The organism is Mucilaginibacter sp., assembly GCF_965277465.1.
GTDB lineage: Bacteria > Bacteroidota > Bacteroidia > Sphingobacteriales > Sphingobacteriaceae > Mucilaginibacter.
Window position 1 is genome coordinate 1,258,048 of the sequence record NZ_CBDICW010000002.1, and the last position, 19,324, is coordinate 1,277,371.

General features: G+C 41.2%; 16 protein-coding genes. 12 read left to right on the forward strand and 4 right to left on the reverse strand.

Annotation, left to right across the window (positions count from 1 at the left end):
• Positions 1-187: 187 nt before the first annotated feature.
• The 11 genes from ACQY4U_RS17945 (at position 188) to ACQY4U_RS17995 (ending at position 13,669) form a co-directional block, all read left to right on the forward strand.
• Entirely contained in the window at positions 188-1,435 is a 1,248-nt protein-coding gene (locus ACQY4U_RS17945) for an efflux RND transporter periplasmic adaptor subunit (protein WP_428330829.1), read from the forward strand.
• Positions 1,436-1,438: 3 nt separating this feature from the next.
• Entirely contained in the window at positions 1,439-2,896 is a 1,458-nt protein-coding gene (locus tag ACQY4U_RS17950) for a TolC family protein (protein ID WP_428330830.1), read from the forward strand.
• Between the two features lie 27 nt (positions 2,897-2,923).
• Positions 2,924-3,589 carry an ABC transporter ATP-binding protein gene (locus ACQY4U_RS17955; protein ID WP_428330831.1) on the forward strand — a complete coding sequence of 222 codons (666 nt, stop codon included), beginning with the start codon at positions 2,924-2,926 and terminating at the stop codon, positions 3,587-3,589.
• A gap of 24 nt (positions 3,590-3,613) precedes the next feature.
• Entirely contained in the window at positions 3,614-4,840 is a 1,227-nt protein-coding gene (locus tag ACQY4U_RS17960; RefSeq protein ID WP_428330832.1) for an ABC transporter permease, read from the forward strand.
• A 25-nt stretch (positions 4,841-4,865) separates the two neighbouring features.
• Entirely contained in the window at positions 4,866-6,050 is a 1,185-nt protein-coding gene (locus ACQY4U_RS17965; protein WP_428330833.1) for an ABC transporter permease, read from the forward strand.
• 80 nt (positions 6,051-6,130) lie between these two features.
• Positions 6,131-7,504 (forward strand): sigma-54-dependent transcriptional regulator, encoded by a 1,374-nt coding sequence (locus tag ACQY4U_RS17970; protein WP_428330834.1) that lies wholly within the window; start codon positions 6,131-6,133, stop codon positions 7,502-7,504.
• A complete protein-coding gene (locus ACQY4U_RS17975; RefSeq protein ID WP_428330835.1) occupies positions 7,488-8,786 on the forward strand; it encodes a sensor histidine kinase in 1,299 nt (432 codons plus the stop codon). Before ACQY4U_RS17970 ends, ACQY4U_RS17975 begins: the two co-directional genes overlap by 17 nt.
• A gap of 84 nt (positions 8,787-8,870) precedes the next feature.
• On the forward strand, positions 8,871-9,644 hold the full coding sequence (gene aqpZ, locus ACQY4U_RS17980) for an aquaporin Z (RefSeq protein WP_428330836.1): 774 nt from the start codon (positions 8,871-8,873) through the stop codon (positions 9,642-9,644).
• A 120-nt stretch (positions 9,645-9,764) separates the two neighbouring features.
• Positions 9,765-10,841, forward strand: coding sequence for a glycosyltransferase family 9 protein (locus ACQY4U_RS17985; protein ID WP_428330837.1), 1,077 nt, complete (start codon positions 9,765-9,767; stop codon positions 10,839-10,841).
• Between the two features lie 112 nt (positions 10,842-10,953).
• On the forward strand, positions 10,954-12,621 hold the full coding sequence (locus ACQY4U_RS17990; RefSeq protein WP_428330838.1) for an ATP-binding cassette domain-containing protein: 1,668 nt from the start codon (positions 10,954-10,956) through the stop codon (positions 12,619-12,621).
• Positions 12,611-13,669: a glycosyltransferase family 4 protein gene (locus tag ACQY4U_RS17995; RefSeq protein WP_428330839.1), complete on the forward strand. Its 1,059-nt coding sequence runs from the start codon at positions 12,611-12,613 to the stop codon at positions 13,667-13,669. The genes ACQY4U_RS17990 and ACQY4U_RS17995 overlap by 11 nt, the downstream gene beginning before the upstream one ends.
• A 14-nt stretch (positions 13,670-13,683) precedes the next feature.
• On the opposite strand, the gene ACQY4U_RS18000 is transcribed toward ACQY4U_RS17995, so the two are convergent.
• The 4 genes from ACQY4U_RS18000 to ACQY4U_RS18015 are packed head-to-tail and all read right to left on the reverse strand — an operon-like array spanning position 13,684 to position 17,532.
• A complete protein-coding gene (locus tag ACQY4U_RS18000) occupies positions 13,684-14,631 on the reverse strand; it encodes a GNAT family N-acetyltransferase (protein WP_428330840.1) in 948 nt (315 codons plus the stop codon).
• Positions 14,624-15,631, reverse strand: coding sequence for a polysaccharide deacetylase family protein (locus ACQY4U_RS18005; protein WP_428330841.1), 1,008 nt, complete (start codon positions 15,629-15,631; stop codon positions 14,624-14,626). Before ACQY4U_RS18005 ends, ACQY4U_RS18000 begins: the two co-directional genes overlap by 8 nt.
• A 3-nt stretch (positions 15,632-15,634) precedes the next feature.
• A complete protein-coding gene (locus ACQY4U_RS18010; RefSeq protein ID WP_428330842.1) occupies positions 15,635-16,792 on the reverse strand; it encodes an amidohydrolase family protein in 1,158 nt (385 codons plus the stop codon).
• On the reverse strand, positions 16,792-17,532 hold the full coding sequence (locus ACQY4U_RS18015; protein ID WP_428330843.1) for a class I SAM-dependent methyltransferase: 741 nt from the start codon (positions 17,530-17,532) through the stop codon (positions 16,792-16,794). Before ACQY4U_RS18015 ends, ACQY4U_RS18010 begins: the two co-directional genes overlap by 1 nt.
• Positions 17,533-17,804: 272 nt before the next feature.
• Between ACQY4U_RS18015 and ACQY4U_RS18020 the strand changes: the two genes are divergently transcribed.
• The gene (locus tag ACQY4U_RS18020; protein WP_428330844.1) at positions 17,805-19,307 is read left to right on the forward strand and encodes a B12-binding domain-containing radical SAM protein; all 1,503 of its coding nucleotides are present in this window, start codon (positions 17,805-17,807) and stop codon (positions 19,305-19,307) included.
• Positions 19,308-19,324: the final 17 nt, after the last annotated feature.

Below are 19,324 nucleotides of genomic sequence, written 5' to 3' on the forward strand. Positions count from 1 at the left end.
TCTCAACTAATTCATTTAAAAATCATCACAATCTGTTCAATCATTTAAATCTGTGATCATGTGCGTTATCGGCTTTTTTGTCCGTTATCGATCACTTTTTTAAAATGAAAAATATGTAATTATCTGATATTTAGTTATTTGTGTTTGGTATAGCGATTGCAAAACCTTTAGCAAAAAAGATAGCTAAATGGACAAAGAAATTACCCGGGAAGTTTCATTACGTAACAGGAAAAAAATAATAATTATTACTGTAGCGGTTATCGCTATTCTTATTATCTGCAGCTGGTTACTGCGGTTTACTTTTAAATCATCCATAAAAGCTTCAGAGATTACAACCGCTAAGGTTGAAACCGGGAACATTGAAAACACCATCAATGCCACAGGCGAAGTTTTACCTGAGTTTGAAGAGATATTGACCAGCCCTATCAACGCTTCAATAAAAAATGTGATTATGGATGCCGGTAATAAGGTAAAACCTGGCCAGTCTATTTTAACCCTCGATAAATCGGCCACCCAAACTGATTATGAAAAACTAAAATTTCAGCTGGAATCAAAACAAAATGAGATCAGGAAACTAAAGCTCGACCTTAACAAAAGTTTCTACGACATCCAATCAAACAATGATATTAAGCAACTGCACATTGGCAACCTTGCCGATGCCGTTGAAAATGCTAAGCGCCTGTACAATGCAGGCGGCGGTACCCGCGAAGGTATTGAACAGGCCGAACTGAACTTAAAGGTGGCCCAGCTTGAAAAAAAGCAATTAGAGAATGAAATAAAGAACAAGCAGCAAACCATGCAGATTGAAATTAAGGAGGCCGAAATAGCAGCCGATATTTTGGTTAACGATCTGAATGCCTTGCAGCGTAAGTTAAACCTGGCCAATGTTATTGCCACACGCGCCGGGGTGGTTACTTATGTAAATAAAAACATTGGCGCCAATGTTAAAGAAGGCGAAGCCCTGGCCCGCATAGCTGATCTCGGTAGTTTTAAAGTACAGGGCAGTATCTCGGATAATTCTTTAGATCAGTTACACGCCGGGATACCTGTCATTGTGCTGATAAATGATGTGCAGCTGCGCGGGCATGTGGTTAACGTATCGCCCTCTATCCAAAATAGTATTATTTCGTTTGATATTCAGTTGGATGAGCGCAATAATAAACTGTTTCGCCCTAATATGAAGGTGGATGTTTACCTGATAACTGCCACGCATAGTCATATTATGCGGGTTGCTAATGGCCCGGCATTTAAGGGCCCAGCTATACAGGATATTTTTGTGATCAGCAATGGCAAAGCCGAAAAACGTACGGTACATATTGGCCCTACCAATTTTGATTATGTAGAAATTGAAGACGGCGTGAAACCGGGCGATGTGGTAATCACGTCGGACATGAGTGAATTCAAAAATTCAAAGCAAGTAACCATTAATAATTAGCCGATGAAACTATTATACACTATCCTGTTTCTAAGCATCAGTTCGGCAGCAATTTGCAAAGCCGGGGGCGATACCACCCGGCTTACTTTAAAAGAAGTTGTGGCAATGGCTAAGGATAACTCAATAGCCGCCAAACAAGCCGGTACCACCCGCGAAACAAAGTATTGGGAGTGGCGTACCTTTAAATCAAACTATCAGCCGCAGTTATCGCTTACAGGTAATTTACCGGGCTATAGCAAAACCAATATCCAGGTATTACAGCCTAATGGAACTATCCTTTTTCAGCCGGTTCATAATGATAACTCGTCGGTTACTTTAAATTTTAGCCAAACCGTAACCGCTACCGGCGCAACAATTTATGGCACTACCCAGTTACAGCGCTTTGACGATTTCGACAGGCATAATATTTTATACAATGGCGTACCTTATGCGTTTGGTTTTAGCCAGCCATTGGGCCAGTATAACAGTTTAAAGTGGGATAAAAAGATCCAGCCGCTATTGTTTAATGAAAGTAAACAAGCGTATATTGAAGCGCAGGAACAGATCTCAATAACTGTAACCGGTTACTTTTTTGATTTGCTGCTTGCCCAGGTAAACCTTGAAACTGCCGAGGCAAACCTAACCAACACACAAAAAATATTGAAAATAGCCAACCTGAAATTTGACCTGGGTAAAGTATCAAAAAACGAAATATTGCAATTGCAACTGGAGCAGCTTAACGCAAAAAAGGCAGTGGGCACCGCCAAACGCGATATGGAAATAGCAACCTTGAACCTGCGCAGCTTTACCGGGCAGGAGGGAAGCCAGAAGATAGTTTTACAGGTGCCCGAAACCATCAGCCAGATGTCGGTAACAGCCGACAGGGTCTTGGCCGAGGCTTTTGCAAACCGGTCTGACGCTATTGCGTTTGTGAGGCGTATTGCCGAAGCCAAACGCGATGTGGCATTGGCAAAGGGGCAAACCGGCTTAACGGCTACATTAACGGCAAATATGGGTTTCTCCAATTCGGCGGGGAGTGTGTTAGGGGTTTATCGTTCGCCGCAAAACCAGCAATTATTAGAACTGCAGTTTTCTATCCCTGTGCTGGACTGGGGAAGGTCAAAATCAAAAATTAAAACTGCCGAAGCCAATCAAAAATTTACCGAATACTCTGTTGAACAGGATAAACAAACCTTTAAACAGCAAATAGTAACCCAGGTTTCCCTGTTTAATGTGATGAAGGAGCAATTGGTTTTTACTGCCGAGGCGGACAGCATTGCATCCGAAAAATACAAGATAGCCCGGGAACGCTACGTGTTAGGCGATTTAAGTATCACCGACCTGAGTATTGCGTTCCAGGAAAATGACCAGGCCAAACGCGACTATGTGCAATCGCTCCGCGATTTTTGGAGCGCCTATTACCAATTGCGCTACCTGTCATTGTTCGACTTTGAAAAGAATGAAAAAATAACCTATAAATAATCACTAACCTAAAAATCAACAAGCATTATGATACGTTTACAAAACATTGAAAAAGTATACCGCACCAGTACTGTAGAAACCCTGGCGCTAAACAGCATCAGTCTTGATGTTGCCAAAGGCGAGTTCCTGTCTATCATGGGCCCATCGGGCTGCGGCAAAAGTACCCTGCTTAATATTATGGGTTTGCTGGATATGCCATCAAAAGGAGATATTAAGATAGATGATCAAAAAACCGATAACCTCTCGGATAAGCAATTAGCGCATTTCCGCAATCAAAAGCTTGGTTTTATATTCCAGAGCTATCATTTAATTAATGATCTGCAGGTGCTGGATAATGTGGAACTGCCATTATTATACCGCGATATATCAGCCAAAGAAAGAAGACGGCTTGCTACTGAAGCTTTGGAAAAAGTTGGCCTGGCTAACCGGGTAAAACACTTCCCTAACCAGTTATCGGGCGGGCAAAAACAGCGTGTAGCCATTGCAAGGGCTATTGTAGGGCGCCCCGAAATTATTTTGGCCGATGAGCCTACCGGTAACCTTGACAGCGCAATGGGTAACGAAATTATGGACATACTGATGAAACTGAACCAGGAAGATGGTACCACCATTGTAATGGTTACACACGATGAAAACATGGCCCACAAAACCCACCGGCTGGTGCGCTTATTTGATGGTTCGCAGGTTCAGTAATTTATCAGCCTAAAAATTAATATCATGCTTAAAAATTATTTCAAAATAGCCATAGCCGTTTTAAGGCGCAGAAAATTCTTCACGTTCATCAGCCTGTTCGGTATCAGCTTTACCCTTACCATTTTGCTGGTGCTTACTTCTTTTATTGAAAAAGTGGTGGGCGATAATTATCCCGACAGGAAACGTGACCGATCATTATACATTAACCGTTTGGAGGAAAATGGAAAGGATAATATGAATTCGAGTGGGTTATCCTACTATTTTTTGGATCATTACGCCCGCAGCATGAAAACTCCTGCAAAAATGAGCATCTTCTCGGGGTATAGTGGTACCAATACCTATATCAACAATAAAAAAATAGCGGTTGATTATAAATATACCGATGCTGCTTACTGGGAAATAATGGACTATGATTTTATTGAAGGTAAGCCTTTTAATGATAAGCAGGTAAGTAATGCCAATAGGGTAGCCGTAATATCCGAAGATATAAAAAACGAATATTTTGGTGATTTACCTTCGGTTATCGGTAAGTATATTGAGGCTGATAATGTAAGATACCTGGTAGTTGGTGTGGTAAAAAATGTGCCGATAACCAGCTACATGACCTATAGCCAAATTTACCTGCCTTACACGGTATCAAAAACAAACTATAAGGACAAAGGATATTTAGGCGGTTACAATGCTGTTTTGCTTGCCAATTCATCGGCCGATCTGCCAAAAATGAAGGCAGAATACGATCAGATTATAAGCCGTGTACCTATGGAAAGCAAAGAATACACCAGTTTACACAGCCATGCTGAAACCTATATAGCAAGCTACGTGGCTACAGGGAATGAGAGCCAATCGGGTGTAACGCTGGTAATTACTGTTTTAAGTGTGTTTGTTTTCTTGTTTATGCTGCTGCCAACTTTAAACCTTGTTAATATTAACATCACCCGTATTATGGAGCGCTCGTCAGAAATTGGGGTGCGTAAGGCATTCGGTGCATCATCAAAAACGTTGGTTTACCAGTTTATTGTCGAAAATTTGATCCTTACCCTGTTAGGGGGCTTAATTGGTCTGGTACTTTCTTTCATCGCCATTGAGGTTATTAACAGTGCTAACCTGATAGCTAATTTGGAGCTTACCATCAACTTTACCGTATTATTGGTGGGCTTGCTCATCTGCCTTGTTTTCGGGCTGGTATCGGGCGTTTACCCGGCCTGGCGCATGTCAAAGCTAAACGTGGTTACCGCTTTAAAGGCCCAATAATTAATAATCTTTTAATCAAAATATTATGTTCAAGCATTTATTTAAACTCATCTGGAATAAAAAGAAACAGAACTTTTTATTGATGTCAGAGATACTGATCTCCTTCATGGTGCTATTTGCCATCTTCTCGCTCATGGTTTATTATTATAATAATTATAAAAAGCCAATGGGTATTGTTTACGAGGATGTATGGATAGCTAATTATAACAATTCAAACCCTACAAAAAACACCGACTCGCTTAACGCTTATTATGAAACCTTAAGGCAAACCATAAAGGCATTGCCACAGGTAAAAGGTGTAAGTTTTGCCAGCGATAATCTTCCGTTTACTGACTATACTAACCAAACGGCAATTACCTTTAATAAAAAGCGTACAACCAGCATTAATACCTATAGTGTTGATGATACCTATCACAGTGTTTTGGGGATGCAGATATTGGAAGGGCGGTGGTTTAATAAAGGCGATGCTGTTGGTAAGGATAAAGCAATTGTTATTAATAGTGGCTTAAAAGAGGAACTATTTGGCGCAGGCCCTGCAATAGGAAAACTATTAGGTGATTATGATGATAAAAAGAAAATGAGAATAGTAGGTGTAGTACAGGGCATCAAAATAAAAGGCGATTATTCAGCTTCTGGAATGGGCCTGTACAGGTTGATAGATACCGGATCGTACCGTTGGCTCAGCCGTATTTTAATAAAGGTAGCACCCGGTTCCGATGCTGCTTTTGAGGGCCGTTTATATAAGATTTTGGCCAATTATATGAAAAACTCTGATGTTGAAATTGAGCACTTAGCCAAAAAACGCATCAGTATTAATTATTTTAGTGTAATACCTATCATCGTGCTGTCAATTGTAGGCTGTTTCCTTATCATTAATGTGGCTTTAGGTTTATTTGGCGTGCTTTGGTATAACATTAACAAGCGCCGTGGCGAAATAGGTTTACGCAGGGCCGTAGGGGCAACTGGCAAGTCGGTATCCTTACAGCTGATAATGGAATCCATGATATTGGCAACGCTGTCATTAATCATCGGGACGTTTTTTGCTATACAGTTCCCGCTATTAAATGTGTTTAACATTGAGGCAAGTATTTATATAGTAGCGCTGTTACTGGCCATTATATTTATTTACCTGTTGGTTTTTGTTTGTTCGCTTTATCCCGGCAAACAGGCGGCCGCTATTTACCCGGCTGTGGCTTTGCACGAAGAATAGGGCTTGCCATAAATTAAGTTTTCTACTTTGATGAGGATTTATTGAGGTTTGTTCCATTTGCTTATACTTGTATACTAAATATGATATTGATAATTGACGACGATATTGCTGTAAGAACATCCCTGCTTTTGCTGATGAAAGCAGAGGGTTATGAAGTAGCTGACTGTGCCGATCCTGTTGAAGCAATAAAAGCCGTTAAAAAGACCGAGCCTGAACTGATCATATTGGATCTTAATTTTTCTAATGATACCTCCGGGAAAGAGGGGATGGACCTATTGGGTAAAATAAAGCAGATCAATGCCGCTATCCCTATTATATTGATCACCGGCTGGGCCAGTATTGAGCTGGCAGTGCAGGGTATGAAAGGCGGCGCCAATGATTTTATCAATAAACCCTGGGATAACGATCATTTGCTGCGATCTGTTAAAACACTGCTCGATCTGAAAGAGAAAAAAACGGAGCACCATACCCGCAAACAGCTTGATAAAACCTACAACTTTCAGCATATAATTGGCGAGGATGCCAAAATGCTGAATATATTGGAAACTATTGGCCGTGTAGCTGGTACGGATGCATCCATACTGATAATGGGCGAAAGCGGCACTGGAAAGGAACTTATTGCCGAAGCTATTCACCAAAATAGCAACCGCCGCAACAAGCCATTTATTAAAGTGAATTTGGGCGGTATTTCCACCTCATTGTTTGAAAGTGAAATGTTTGGACATGTGCGGGGTGCTTTTACCGATGCCCGCTTTGACAGGACCGGCCGTTTTGAAATGGCCAACAAGGGAACTATTTTTTTAGATGAGATAGGCGACCTTGATGCCGGCAGCCAGGTAAAGCTTTTGCGCGTATTGCAGGACAGGACCTACGAGGTATTGGGCAGCAGCCGCACCAAAACAGTTGATATAAGGGTAGTTTGCGCCACCAATAAAAACCTGAACGATATGGTGAGCAAAACCACCTTTCGCGAAGATTTGTTGTACCGCATCAACCTGATCACGGTTTATTTGCCCGCACTGCGCGACAGGCCCGGGGATATTCTGCTGTTGGTTAATCACTTTATCAATAACTTGAAGGAGATTTACGGCAGGCCCTCATTATCGATAGCAAACAGCGCCATTAAATGGTTACAGCAGTTGCCTTTGCCCGGTAACATCCGGCAGTTGAAAAACCTGGTGGAGCGAACCATTTTGGTAAGCAAAAATGATGAGTTGAATATTGAAGATTTCAAATCGCAGTTAGAACTTTCCCCGGTAAAAAAAGGCAACATCCAGTTACCCGGCATAGGTACTTTAACTTTAGAGGAAGTAGAGGTAGAAATGATTAAGCGCGCAATGGAATATCACAAGAACAAAATATCGCGCGCTGCTATATCTTTGGGGCTTACCAGGAGTGCTTTATACCGCCGCCTGGATAAATATCAGATACCCTACGATGAAACTGAGGACTAAGTATATTCTGTTTGTAGTTATTGTGCACTTAACGGCACTGGTGCTTACCTATTTTATTTTTAATAATAACAAGGTTTACTTCATGCTATCAGAGGTAGTTGTTATTGTATCAATAGTTTTTGCCTGGCGCCTTTATATCCAGTTAATACAACCCTTAAAAACCCTGATGCAGGGTGTTGATGCTATTAAAGACCGTGATTTTAATGTGAAGTTTCTAACCACCGGGAAGCATGAAATGGATCAGTTAATAGATGTTTATAACCAAATGATGGACGAGCTGAGAATTGAACGTACCCGGCAGGAACAACAGCACTTTTTTTTAGAAAAACTGATCTTCACTTCGCCAACTGGTATTGTAGTTTTAGACTTTGACGATAATGTACAGCAGATAAACCCTAAAGCAGCGCAAATTTTGGGGGTTGAGGAAAGCCAGTTGCTTAAACAACCGGTTGATAATTTACAGCACCCGCTGCTCACATTCATTAAACAACTCAGATCAGGCGAAAATATAGTGGTTAAACCCGATGGGATCAATACCTATAAACTTCAGAAATCACACTTTATCGACCGTGGTTTTTCGAGGAATTTTATAATGATAGAGGATTTGACAGCCGAAATTGTGGCAGCCGAAAAGAATGTTTACGGTAAAGTGATCCGGATGATGGCCCACGAGGTCAATAATACCGTTGGCCCGGTTAACTCCATCATGCAATCGGCCTTAAAAACTGATCAGCTTTGGGAAGGGCATAAATTTAATACGTTGAAAGATGCTTTGCAGGTGGCAATGGACCGTAACCAAAACCTCAACTTTTTTATGCGCAACTTTGCCGAGTTAGTAAAGCTGCCGCCGGCTAACAAAAAGCAGGTTGATGTAAACCAGCTTACCAATTCGGTAACCAAGTTGATGGGCCTTAAAGCGCAGGAAAAAGCAATAGTTTTTGAGTTTGATTTAGCTCCGGGCCCATTCTATATTCTTGCCGATGAGCAGCAAATGGAGCAGGCCATAATCAATATTGTAAAAAATGCCATCGAGGCAATTAATGATGATAATGGTGTTATTACATTTACTACCGTAAGCAACAGGCTCACTATATCAGATACCGGCTCGGGCATCAGCGCCGAGCAAAGTTCTAATCTGTTTTCGCCTTTCTTCAGTACCAAAAAAGACGGACAGGGGATAGGTCTTACCTTGGTTAGGGAAATCCTTGTAAATCATGGTTTTGAGTTCTCGTTAAAAACAATAACTCCTAAGAAAACCAGTTTTACCATAATGTTTGGTTAGCATTTTTTTTAATATCCTTAGCTCCTAATTTATAATTAGTTATATATATTTATTTGATTATTAAACCTTAATCATTGATAAATTATGGAAACTAAACCCCTAACCAAGTATGTTGCTGAGTTAATCGGCACGTTTTGTCTTGTTCTTTTTGGCTGCGGATCCGCGGTAATTGCAGGTTCAAATGCTGATGGTATTCCGCCTTCGGGTATCGGCCTTTTAGGTATTTCAATTGCATTTGGTGTTAGTGTTGTAGTAATGGCGTACGCAATCGGGCCTATTTCCGGTTGCCATATCAACCCGGCAATTTCAATATCTATGCTGGCGGCAGGTAAATTGAGTTTTAAAGATACTGTTGGCTATGTTATATCGCAATGTATTGGTGCTGTTGCAGCATCAGGCGTTTTATATCTCATACTATCGGGTAAGCCCGGCTTCACCCTGGGCGAATATGCACTCGGTGCAAATGGATGGGGTGCTGCTTATTTAGGCAAATACTCCACGCAATCCGCTTTTATTGCCGAAACAGTATTTACATTCATTTTCCTGATAGTTATTTATGGTACTACGGCCAAACGTGCTAATCCCGCTATGGCTGGTCTTGCTATTGGTTTATCACTTACGCTCATCCATTTGGTAGTTATTCCTATTACCGGTACATCTGTAAACCCGGCCCGCAGCCTGGGCCCAGCATTGTTTGCAGGTGGCAAGGCACTGAGCCAGTTATGGCTGTTTATTGTTGCCCCTGTTTTGGGCGGCTTGATAGCAGCCGGTTTCTGGAAAATAGTTATGGAACAAGAAGAAACCATTACCAAAAAAGTGGTGGAAGTGCACGAAGATATATCGATCAACAGGGTATAAGATGCTTGTTTAAAACATTTAAAAGCCGCCTCAAAAGGGTGGCTTTTTTTGTTGGATGGTTGGCAGGCAACCTTTAACCATAGCACTGCGTAATTGTAATAAATCGCAAAACATTAATTGATGGATAAACCAACAGGCCAGGAGTTTGACCATATTATTCCGGATATACCTGCCAAACCCTGGCAAGGGAATGAGATGCCTAAACGCATCCTGATTATCCGCCTCCAGGCAACCGGCGATCTGGTTGCAGCTTTGCCCTATGTTCAGTTTTTAAAGCGGAGCCTGCCTGAGGCCGTTAAGATCGACCTGCTCACCCGCGAAGAAGTTGAAGCTATTCCCCGCCATATCGAATTGTTTAACAGCATATATGCTATTGGTGGTAAAAGGAGTTTTAAAAAGCAGTTCTTATACGCCTTTTTATTGCTGCCGCGATTGTTACTACAACGTTACGATGTGGTGATAGATATGCAGAACAACCAGATCAGCAGCATGGTTAGGCGGGTGATCAGCCCCAAAGCATGGTCGGCATTTGATCGTTTTTCGGCAATGCCCGGCGGGTTAAGGTACCAGCTTACTATTGAGGCAGTAGGGCTTGGGCCTAACGCCGCAGATAACAGGTTTATTTTAAAACCAGTAGGCGGTATCGATCATCTATTAAAACAAAATGGCTGGGATGGAAAAAACAAATTGGTGATCATTAATCCGGCCGGTGCATTTAACACCCGCAACTGGCCGCTGGAAAATTACGTGCAGTTTATGCAGCTGTGGTTACAGCAATCACCAGCCACGCAGTTTTTAGTTTTAGGGGTTGATGCCATTGCCCAAAAAGCAGATCATTTAAAAAATTCATTAGGCCATAACCTGATAAACCTGGTAAATAAAACCACTACCGAGCAGGCATTCGCCATCGTACTAAGGGCAGGTTTTGTACTGTCGGAAGATTCGGGCCTTATGCACATGGCATGGGCATCGGGAGTGCCCATTTTGGCCTTGTTTGGGGCTACCAGGAGCGATTGGGCCCGGCCATTGGGCAAGCATACTGCTTTTGTTGACTCGGCAGACCTAAGCTGCGGAAACTGTATGCTGGCCGCTTGCCAGCATGGCGATAACCGCTGCATAACCCGTTATACACCCGCATTTATATTTGATAAAGCAAACGCGCTATTAAATTCATTGCTTCATACAGAATTAGCGTAAACACCTGGGCGGTAAGGCAACCATTAACCATATCAGGCCGTAGTTACATAAAAGGGCTACCGGTATAAGTGATTCTTCGGCCTTATTATTAACTGCATTCCAATTTAATACTTTGAACGCTATTGTATCCGGTATTTTGGCAATCCTTAACAAGGCTGAAAAGATCAAGCTATTCAGGCTGATTTTTTTTGATTTTGTCATCGGCCTGCTTGATATTGTTTTTTTAGGTTTTCTATTATTAGTTATCAATTTTTATACGCAAAACAAAAGTAACCCATACCTTAAATTTTTACCGGCTGCCTTAACCAATCAAAATTCAATGCTGCTTTTATTGGTGTTTTTAATTCTTTTCGGCGTTAAAAATTGGTTGGGCTTTGTTCAGATCCGGTCGCAGCACCATTTCTTTTATAATATAGCAGCAAGGTTATCCAAACAAAATATCCGTAATTATTTAAATGGCAGCTATCAGGATTTTATTGAGGTTGATTCATCCACCCACATCCGGAAGATCAGTTATCAGCCTGTTGAATTTAGTCACCACGTGCTTACCAGCCTGCAGCAAATCATTTCGCAGGCAATTCTTATTTTTTTTACTACCTGTGCTATAATCGCCTATCATCCTTCATTGTTTTTACTCCTGCTGCTGTTATTACTGCCGCCCGTAATGCTGTTGTCTGTTTTTATCCGCAAAAAGCTAAAAAGTGTAAGGGGCACCATCGTGTCATCCGGCGAAAAAAGTCTACAACGCCTGCAAGAATCATTATCCGGTTTTGTCGAAAGTAATATCTATCATAAAAACGAGGTATTCACCGGGCGCTATTTTGCTTATCAGCAGCAATTAAATAACAATATAGCAACACAGCAAACCTTACAGGCGCTGCCGCCAAGGCTTATTGAGGTTTTTGCGGTAATGGGCTTTTTTATTCTGGTGCTGATCAACAAGCTATCAACCCATACGCCTGCTGTTGATGTTTTAACTATCGGCATTTTTATGGCTGCCGCCTACAAGATCATTCCGGGTATGGTGAAAATAATGAATAGCGCCGGGCAGATAAAAACCTACCAGTTTACCATTACTGATCTGCAAAATGATTCAGTTATAAAAGAAACAGCGCCAACCGAAACTGTGCAAGGTATTAGTTCCATAGCGTTTACCAATATCTCCTTCAAATACAACAGCTATCAGGTTTTAAGCAATATCAGTTTTGAGCTAAATAAAGGCGACTTCGCGGCTATTACCGGGAGCTCGGGCAAAGGGAAAACTACTGTGTTGAATGTGTTATTGGGCTTTTTAAAGCCTGATAATGGGGTAATTACAATTAATGGGCAGGTTTTAAATATTGACGATTTAAAAAACTACCGGCGTAAAATCTCGTATGTAAAGCAGCAGACATTTTTTACCGGCGATTCTGTTTTACAAAACATTACGCTTGCTGATCCCGAACCAGATCAGGATAAACTAAAAAAAGTAATTTCTTTTTGTGGGATTGATGAAATGCTGAGCTGTTACCCCGAAGGTATTGATAAAGCCATAAGGGAGAACGGGAAAAATATAAGCGGCGGCCAGCGCCAAAGAATTATGCTGGCACGTGCCCTGTACCATGATTTTGATGTGTTGATTATTGACGAACCATTTAGCGAGTTGGATGATGCGGCCGAAACTGCTATCCTTTTTAAATTAAAACAGTTGGCCCGGCAGGGAAAAATAATAATATTCATAACGCATAATAAAGCCAGTTTATCATTCTGCAATAAAATTATAGCATTGGATGAAGTGTAGTCAGGAAACGTTGGTTATTCTTACACCCGGCTTCCCTAAGGATGAGGCCGATACCACTTGTGTGCCCCCGCAGCAAATATTTGTAAGGGCACTGAAACAGGTATGCCCGGGTCTTAATGTAATTGTTTTAACGTTTGAATATCCTTTTCACACTGCCGAGTATGAATGGCATGGCATCAGGGTTATCCCGATAGGCGGAAGGGATAAGGGGCGATTGTTCCGCCTGCGTACCTGGCAAAAGGCATGGCTCATATTGAGTAAGCTCAACAAAGAAAACCAGCTGTTAGGTTTGTTAAGTTTTTGGATGGGCGAATGTGCTCTTGTGGGTGATAAGTTTGCCAAACAAAAAAAACTGACCCACTACACCTGGCTTTTGGGGCAGGATGCTAAAAAAGGCAACAAATATTTTAAATGGATAAAACCCAAAGGCGATTCGCTGATAGCTTTATCTGATTTTTTAGCAAGAGAGATTAAGCAAAACTATAAAATAACACCTGCACACATCATCCCGGTTGGGGTAGACAGGGCCATGTTTGGTACCGCGCCTGTAAAGCGGGATATTGATATTTTGGGTGCAGGCTCTTTGATCCCGCTAAAGCAATACCATCTTTTTGTTGAAGCCATTGCTTTATTAAAAGAGATCTTCCCTAATATTAAAGCGGTTATATGTGGTAAAGGTCCTGAAATGCAGCAACTGCAGACCATGACAATGGAAAAAGGGCTGTCGGCTAATCTGTTATTCGTTGGCGAAGTTGCCCATACCGAAGTATTGGCATTGATGCAGCGCTCCAAAATATTTTTGCACCCTTCAAATTATGAGGGTTTTGGCGCTGTTTTATCCGAGGCCTTTTATGCCGGGGCTCAGGTTGTTTCTTTGACTAAACCAATGAATAAGGATTACAGGCACCACTACGTAGTAAAGGATATGGACGAGATGATAACCATTATTTTGTCTATCCTTCGCAGCAAAAAAATAGACCATGAACCTGTTTTGATATGCCCTGTAGAGCAGATCGCTAAAAATATGATAAGCCTTTTTGTTGACTGAGGTGTATTAATCCCTCAAAAAGTATCAATATCGGCAGCTGTAAATTTGATGTTACCGGTAACTGTATCGCCTGCCAGGTTCTTAAAAATTACGGGGAACGATGGGATGGGATTGAAGCGCCCGGCAAATAAATTATGCAGGGTGGTACCGCTGCTTGTATGAAAATGTATTTCCTTAAGGCCCAATTTGCGGGCAAGTTTTATTAGTTGATCCATCAGTATATAAAAATCAGCAGGGATCACGGAAAGATCCCCGATCAGCAGTGTATGACTGATCTTAATCCATAAAATTGATTGCCCTATCCGGATCAATTGGGTTTTTGTATAGGTTTTGTATTGCAGGTAGTGATGATCCCGGTAAACTCCGGCAAAGCCATCTTTTAATACAGCGTTTTCCATTCCGTTTTGCGGCAGCAGGTAAGGTTTGAGTATGAGGTGCTGGTAGTTTTCAAACAACCTTTTAGTTAACGAAAACTTTCTGAAAAAGCGTCCCCATGAAAAAGTACCTGTTGGGATAATAAAAAGATCAAGGTGTTCCGTTTTTTTCCAGCCCAATTTATTCACAAAGCCCGGCAATGAGTTTTGATTGGGGAACCCGAAAATCAACTCAATACCACATTCGCGGCAAAGCTGATAAGTATGCAAAGCTAATTCAACAAACAAACCCTGGTTTCGGTAGTCGGGATGGGTCATGGTATCGGCAGACTGTGCCGAAAGGATGATCCTATCGCCTAAATCAATAAAACAGGGGATAACGCCGTAAAATGCGATGGGTGTTTGGTCAGTATTATAAGCAATAAAACCCGTGTATTCAACCCCGGTAAAAGCAGTATTATATTTTTGAGCAAAAAAGCCATTAACAGGCGTTTTATTATAAACAGCTGTATATAAACATTCCATATCAGGTAAGCTATGGGCACTTAATCTTTCAATAGTATAGTCTTTTTTCCTGCTGTTACTCATACTTGTGCTTTATGGTGGCATACATTTGATTAATAACCGATATAAATGGGTTAACAGTAAAGCGTTCTCGCAGGTAACTATTAGTATGATCGCTTGCTGATAAAAAATCGGTAGCTAATAGCTGCTTGTACCCTGTTTGTTTGGCAGCAGCAATTACTTCATCAGAATAGCTTCCATAAGGAAATGCAAGGCTGTTAACTTCTTTACCAGTAAGGTTTTCAAGATATTGTTTGGAAAATGACATTTCTTCGGCAGCATCCTGGATGCCGATCTTCGCCAGGTCATTATGGTAATAGCCATGTGCGCCAATGGTTAGAAAAGGCGAGGCCGATAGCTCCCTGATCTGCTCCGTTGTCATTTGCAGCCAGTAATCGTCTAATTGTTTATTGGTTTTAAAATTTGCTGTGGGGGATAACAGCGCCATCATTTCGGCCTTTTTATCAAACCCGCATGCCCGTAGCTGGTCTGCCAAACTTATCCCGTTTACGGTTGAGAGGAATTTATTATGCCGATCCTTATAGTAATTCTCACCATTTAAGTTGATGTTTTGTGGCCCGGTTTTACTGCTGATGCTTAAAAAATCGTTCCATAATATATCATAGCCAGCAGCCCTGATAGCAGTAATAAAAAAGGTGGCAGGTATTTTATACTGCGCTAAAAGTGGTAACACGTATTTATGATTATTCGTAAAGCCATCGTCAAAGGTTAGGCAAATATTAAACTTATTGTCACTGAACTTTTGCTGGTAATAATCGGCTAAGGAAACTACGTTGAAATGCTTTTTATAGAATTTAAGGTGTGCCTCAAATGTTTTTTGAGTCAAAAAAAGGGTGTTGAACCGGGTAGGGTTTTGCTGGCAAATGCCATGATAAACCATGATCCTGCTTCCGCGTGCCTGTTTGTAAAAGTTATGATAAAGACCAAGCGTGTGGTAAATATCCCTGCTTAAGTATTTAGCTTCCCGGTAAAGCCTTGCACATATTTTTTGAATAATGGCCATAAGCTAATCCGGTTGATTATTTACAGGGAAATTAACCGATGGCTGATATTGCCTTATCTTCTCCATCAGTTCCGGCAAATCACCCTGAATATACCTGCAAATACCATTCATATAAACCTTGCTGAAGATAGAAAGGTCTATTTCGTTTAATTGTGGCAGTATAGATTCATCAAAAAGACGGATATTCCCTTTATGGATCACCATTAGTAGGTCCTCTGGTTCAGTCGCGAAAAAGTTTTTGTATCCATTCTCGTTCTGTTTTATTCGGGCGATAACCATATCTGCATCCTTGCCTTCGGCAATCTCCCCGGTGTTTAACTTCCAGATCTTTGCCGGGTTTAGGGTTAGTGTATCATAAAGTTCTTTATCATTCAACAACTTGGTTTTTTTGGCTAATTTTAGGTGTTCCCAAATATTCCATGATCCTGTTAAGGTGGAGTCGGTGCCGAATAATAGAGTGCTGTAATTCTTTAAAGTATCTACACGCGCTGTTTTATTCAGCAGGAAATAATTAGATTCCGGACACCAAACCAATGCCTCAAATTTTTTAGCCTGATCTTCGGCCATAGCTACGGCATGGATACCTATCAGTTTCTTTTTTAGCAGATTATACCTGATGAGCTGGTTAATTTCCTCGAATGCCAACCAATCGCTTCCCTCTCCAACATGGATGGTAACCGGCAGTTTTTTTAGCGGATTATTGAGTTTGATTTTCCAGTGTTTTTCAAACATTACGGAATGCAGGCTTTGGGTATCCTCAAAAATAGAGATCAAATCGCTGGTGAGCCTTGAGGATTCACCATGATTTATAACCGTAGTTACCCCGCAAAGCAGGTTTTTAAATACGCCCCATTCTGATCGCAGCAAAACAGGGATGTTTAATACTCCCGCTATTTCTGTTTTATAATGATGATGGATGTATTTGCCCCATTCGGTGTAATTGTTATAAGTTTTATCACCTAATTGAGGGAACAAGTTAAAGTCCAAATGATCGTGCGAATTGATCAACCCAGGGAAAATGATGGCATCCTTAAACGTTATGTTTAAAGGGTTGGCAGTCCTGATAAAAGCAGTGTTCGCTATCTGCGCTATTTTTCCATTCGCAACCCTTACGTTAACGGGTTCATGCTCACCAATCATTTTTACATTATTCAGGATCATCACCTCCTCCTTAAATGCATCCCATAAATAATAGGGTAGCCTTTAAATTTTTCATAAACATGCAATGCATTCTGTTCCTGGTAATAATGCTTCACCGTTTCATCAACTGATTTTTCAACCAGGTTTACCAATAGCAATTGATGCTTTTTAAAGATCTCCCTAATTGCCTCGGTAGTATGCACAAAATTCCTGACTGCAATTTGCGATTGCCCATGCTTAAAGGTTCTTTTCCCTCCTGATGCCAGCGCATTCGGGTGGAAATCGGTAATGATAAGATCTCCCTTTGTTTTTAATATCCTGCTCCAGGCATTGGCAGCTGTCTCAAAATTTTCAATATGTGCAACCGTTAGGGTAGATACGATCATATCAAAAGTTTGATCGGCAATCGCAGTAAAATTATCGTCAGTAATAATCTGGGTTACGGCAGATGGAAACTTAGCTTTTAATTTACCCAGCATCCCCGGCGATACATCAAAGCCGGTTAAATTGGCTGGCTGCGCGGCATAAATTTCGGGCCAGTGTCTGCCTGTACCGCAACCAATATCGGCTATGGTTTTACTTTTTAGTTTAATAGTGTTCAGCAATTGGGTAAATACTATTTCATCTAAATCAAGCATCAGGTTACCTGGCTGTGCATCATAATTATCTGCCCAAATATTGTACGCTTCAACAACGCCTTTTTCCTTTACCGGGGCACTGAATATGTTTTTACGGATGTATTTTTTTAGCGTTTGTATCAAGGCCGTATGCTGTTAGTAAGTGAATAAACCGTGCTTATATCAGCAAATACGTGTTATTATTTATTGGGGTTGCCCTGGGCTATTTTTATTTATTAAAGCAGGCAACCATAGCTTTTTATGGCGCGTAACTATAGTAGTATAGTTTATTAATTAGGGTTAAATGGGTTTGTTGTGATTGTTGTCCCCGTTTAGTTTGGGTGAATACCGGTGGGCTCAACCCCACCGGTATTACGGGGATAGCGCACATTATTAAAACATATTGCATATAAAAGATGAATAAGATATTACTGTTTAATCCAAAAAGTGCCAATAATAAATATCGCATTCCCAATTCTATTTTAAACATAGCCGCCTCGGTTAATGGTAAGTATGATTGGGTAATTGTTGAAGGGAATTGCGAGGCCGATCCGGTAAAAAAAATAGAATCGTATTTAAATACAGGCGAGTTCAAATATCTTGGTTTTACGGTAATGCCTGGTCCGCAGCTAAGGCAGGCCATTATTGCAGCAAAGCTGATCAAAGAGCGTTTTCCCAATACCAAAATGATATGGGGTGGGTACTTTCCATCCAATCAGCCAAATTCTGTGTTGTACTCGGGCTATGTTGATTTTATTATCAACGGTCCTGGCGATAATGCTTTCCCCAACCTCATTGATGCTTTGGAGCGCAATCAACCTTTTGAGTTTATCAAAAACCTGATTTATAAAGCGCCGGATGGCCATATTGCTAAAACCGCAAAAGAAGACCTGATAGATCAGGATTCATTACCACCATTGCCTTATGATAAACTGAATACTTTTTACCCTATCCCTAAATTTTTAGGCAAAACCTATTTAGGTGAACGAACGCTTGCCTATCATTCAAGTATAGGTTGCCCTTTTACCTGTTCGTTTTGCGCGGTGGTGCCCATTTATGAGGCCCGGTGGAAGGGCAAATCGGCACAGAACATGTATAAGGATTTAAAATATATCAAGGATAAATGGGGCGCAGATGCCATTGAGTTTCACGATAATAACTTTTTTGTATCAGAAAAACGGGCTGTTGAATTTTCAAGACTGATTAAGGATGACAACATGACCTGGTGGGGTATGGCCCGGATTGATACCATGAGTAAATTCAAAGACTCATCATTAGCCGCCATTCGCGAGGCGGGGTGCAAGATCATTTTTTTTGGTGCCGAAAGTGGTAATAACGAAGTGCTGGCCCAAATGGATAAAGGCGGCACACAAACCGGCAACCAGATCATTGAATTTGCCGAGCGCCTTAAAAAGTTCGACATTATCCCTGAATATTCGTTTGTTTTAGGTACGCCCGCGCCAACACCCGAAAAGGTACAGGCGCAGATAGATTTCGAGATAGATTTCATAAAAAAAGTAAAAGCTGTAAACCCACGCACCGAGATCATTATTTATACCTATAGCCCTGTACCAACCGAAGGATCGGAAATGTACAAGCAGGTGCTGGCAAGCGGGTTCAGGTTTCCGCAAACGCTGGAAGACTGGATAAGCCCGGCATGGGAGAGTTTCGACCTCAGGAAAAATCCGCTTACACCTTGGTTAACACCCGAGATGATTGATAAGATCAGGAATTTTGAAGTGGTATTGAACGGCGTTTATCCAACGGTAACTGATATTCGACTCAATATGCTGAAAAGAAAAGCGATACAGGTAATCGCAGGCCTGCGCTATAAAGCAAACCTGTACCAATACCCTTATGAAATAAAGCTGCTGCAAAAAATATGGCGATACCGCCAACCCGAAATTCAGGGATTTTAGCTGCTGCTTATAAACTG

What these genes read in the sequence shown, in the direction of transcription:
- ACQY4U_RS17945 (WP_428330829.1), top strand. Translation starts at nt 188, where the DNA reads ATGGACAAAGAAATTACCCGGGAAGTTTCATTACGTAACAGGAAAAAA.
- ACQY4U_RS17950 (WP_428330830.1), top strand. Translation starts at nt 1,439, where the DNA reads ATGAAACTATTATACACTATCCTGTTTCTAAGCATCAGTTCGGCAGCA.
- ACQY4U_RS17955 (WP_428330831.1), top strand. Translation starts at nt 2,924, where the DNA reads ATGATACGTTTACAAAACATTGAAAAAGTATACCGCACCAGTACTGTA.
- ACQY4U_RS17960 (WP_428330832.1), top strand. Translation starts at nt 3,614, where the DNA reads ATGCTTAAAAATTATTTCAAAATAGCCATAGCCGTTTTAAGGCGCAGA.
- ACQY4U_RS17965 (WP_428330833.1), top strand. Translation starts at nt 4,866, where the DNA reads ATGTTCAAGCATTTATTTAAACTCATCTGGAATAAAAAGAAACAGAAC.
- ACQY4U_RS17970 (WP_428330834.1), top strand. Translation starts at nt 6,131, where the DNA reads ATGATATTGATAATTGACGACGATATTGCTGTAAGAACATCCCTGCTT.
- ACQY4U_RS17975 (WP_428330835.1), top strand. Translation starts at nt 7,488, where the DNA reads ATGAAACTGAGGACTAAGTATATTCTGTTTGTAGTTATTGTGCACTTA.
- aqpZ (WP_428330836.1), top strand. Translation starts at nt 8,871, where the DNA reads ATGGAAACTAAACCCCTAACCAAGTATGTTGCTGAGTTAATCGGCACG.
- ACQY4U_RS17985 (WP_428330837.1), top strand. Translation starts at nt 9,765, where the DNA reads ATGGATAAACCAACAGGCCAGGAGTTTGACCATATTATTCCGGATATA.
- ACQY4U_RS17995 (WP_428330839.1), top strand. Translation starts at nt 12,611, where the DNA reads ATGAAGTGTAGTCAGGAAACGTTGGTTATTCTTACACCCGGCTTCCCT.
- ACQY4U_RS18000 (WP_428330840.1), bottom strand. Translation starts at nt 14,631, where the DNA reads ATGAGTAACAGCAGGAAAAAAGACTATACTATTGAAAGATTAAGTGCC.
- ACQY4U_RS18005 (WP_428330841.1), bottom strand. Translation starts at nt 15,631, where the DNA reads ATGGCCATTATTCAAAAAATATGTGCAAGGCTTTACCGGGAAGCTAAA.
- ACQY4U_RS18010 (WP_428330842.1), bottom strand. Translation starts at nt 16,792, where the DNA reads ATGATCCTGAATAATGTAAAAATGATTGGTGAGCATGAACCCGTTAAC.
- ACQY4U_RS18020 (WP_428330844.1), top strand. Translation starts at nt 17,805, where the DNA reads ATGAATAAGATATTACTGTTTAATCCAAAAAGTGCCAATAATAAATAT.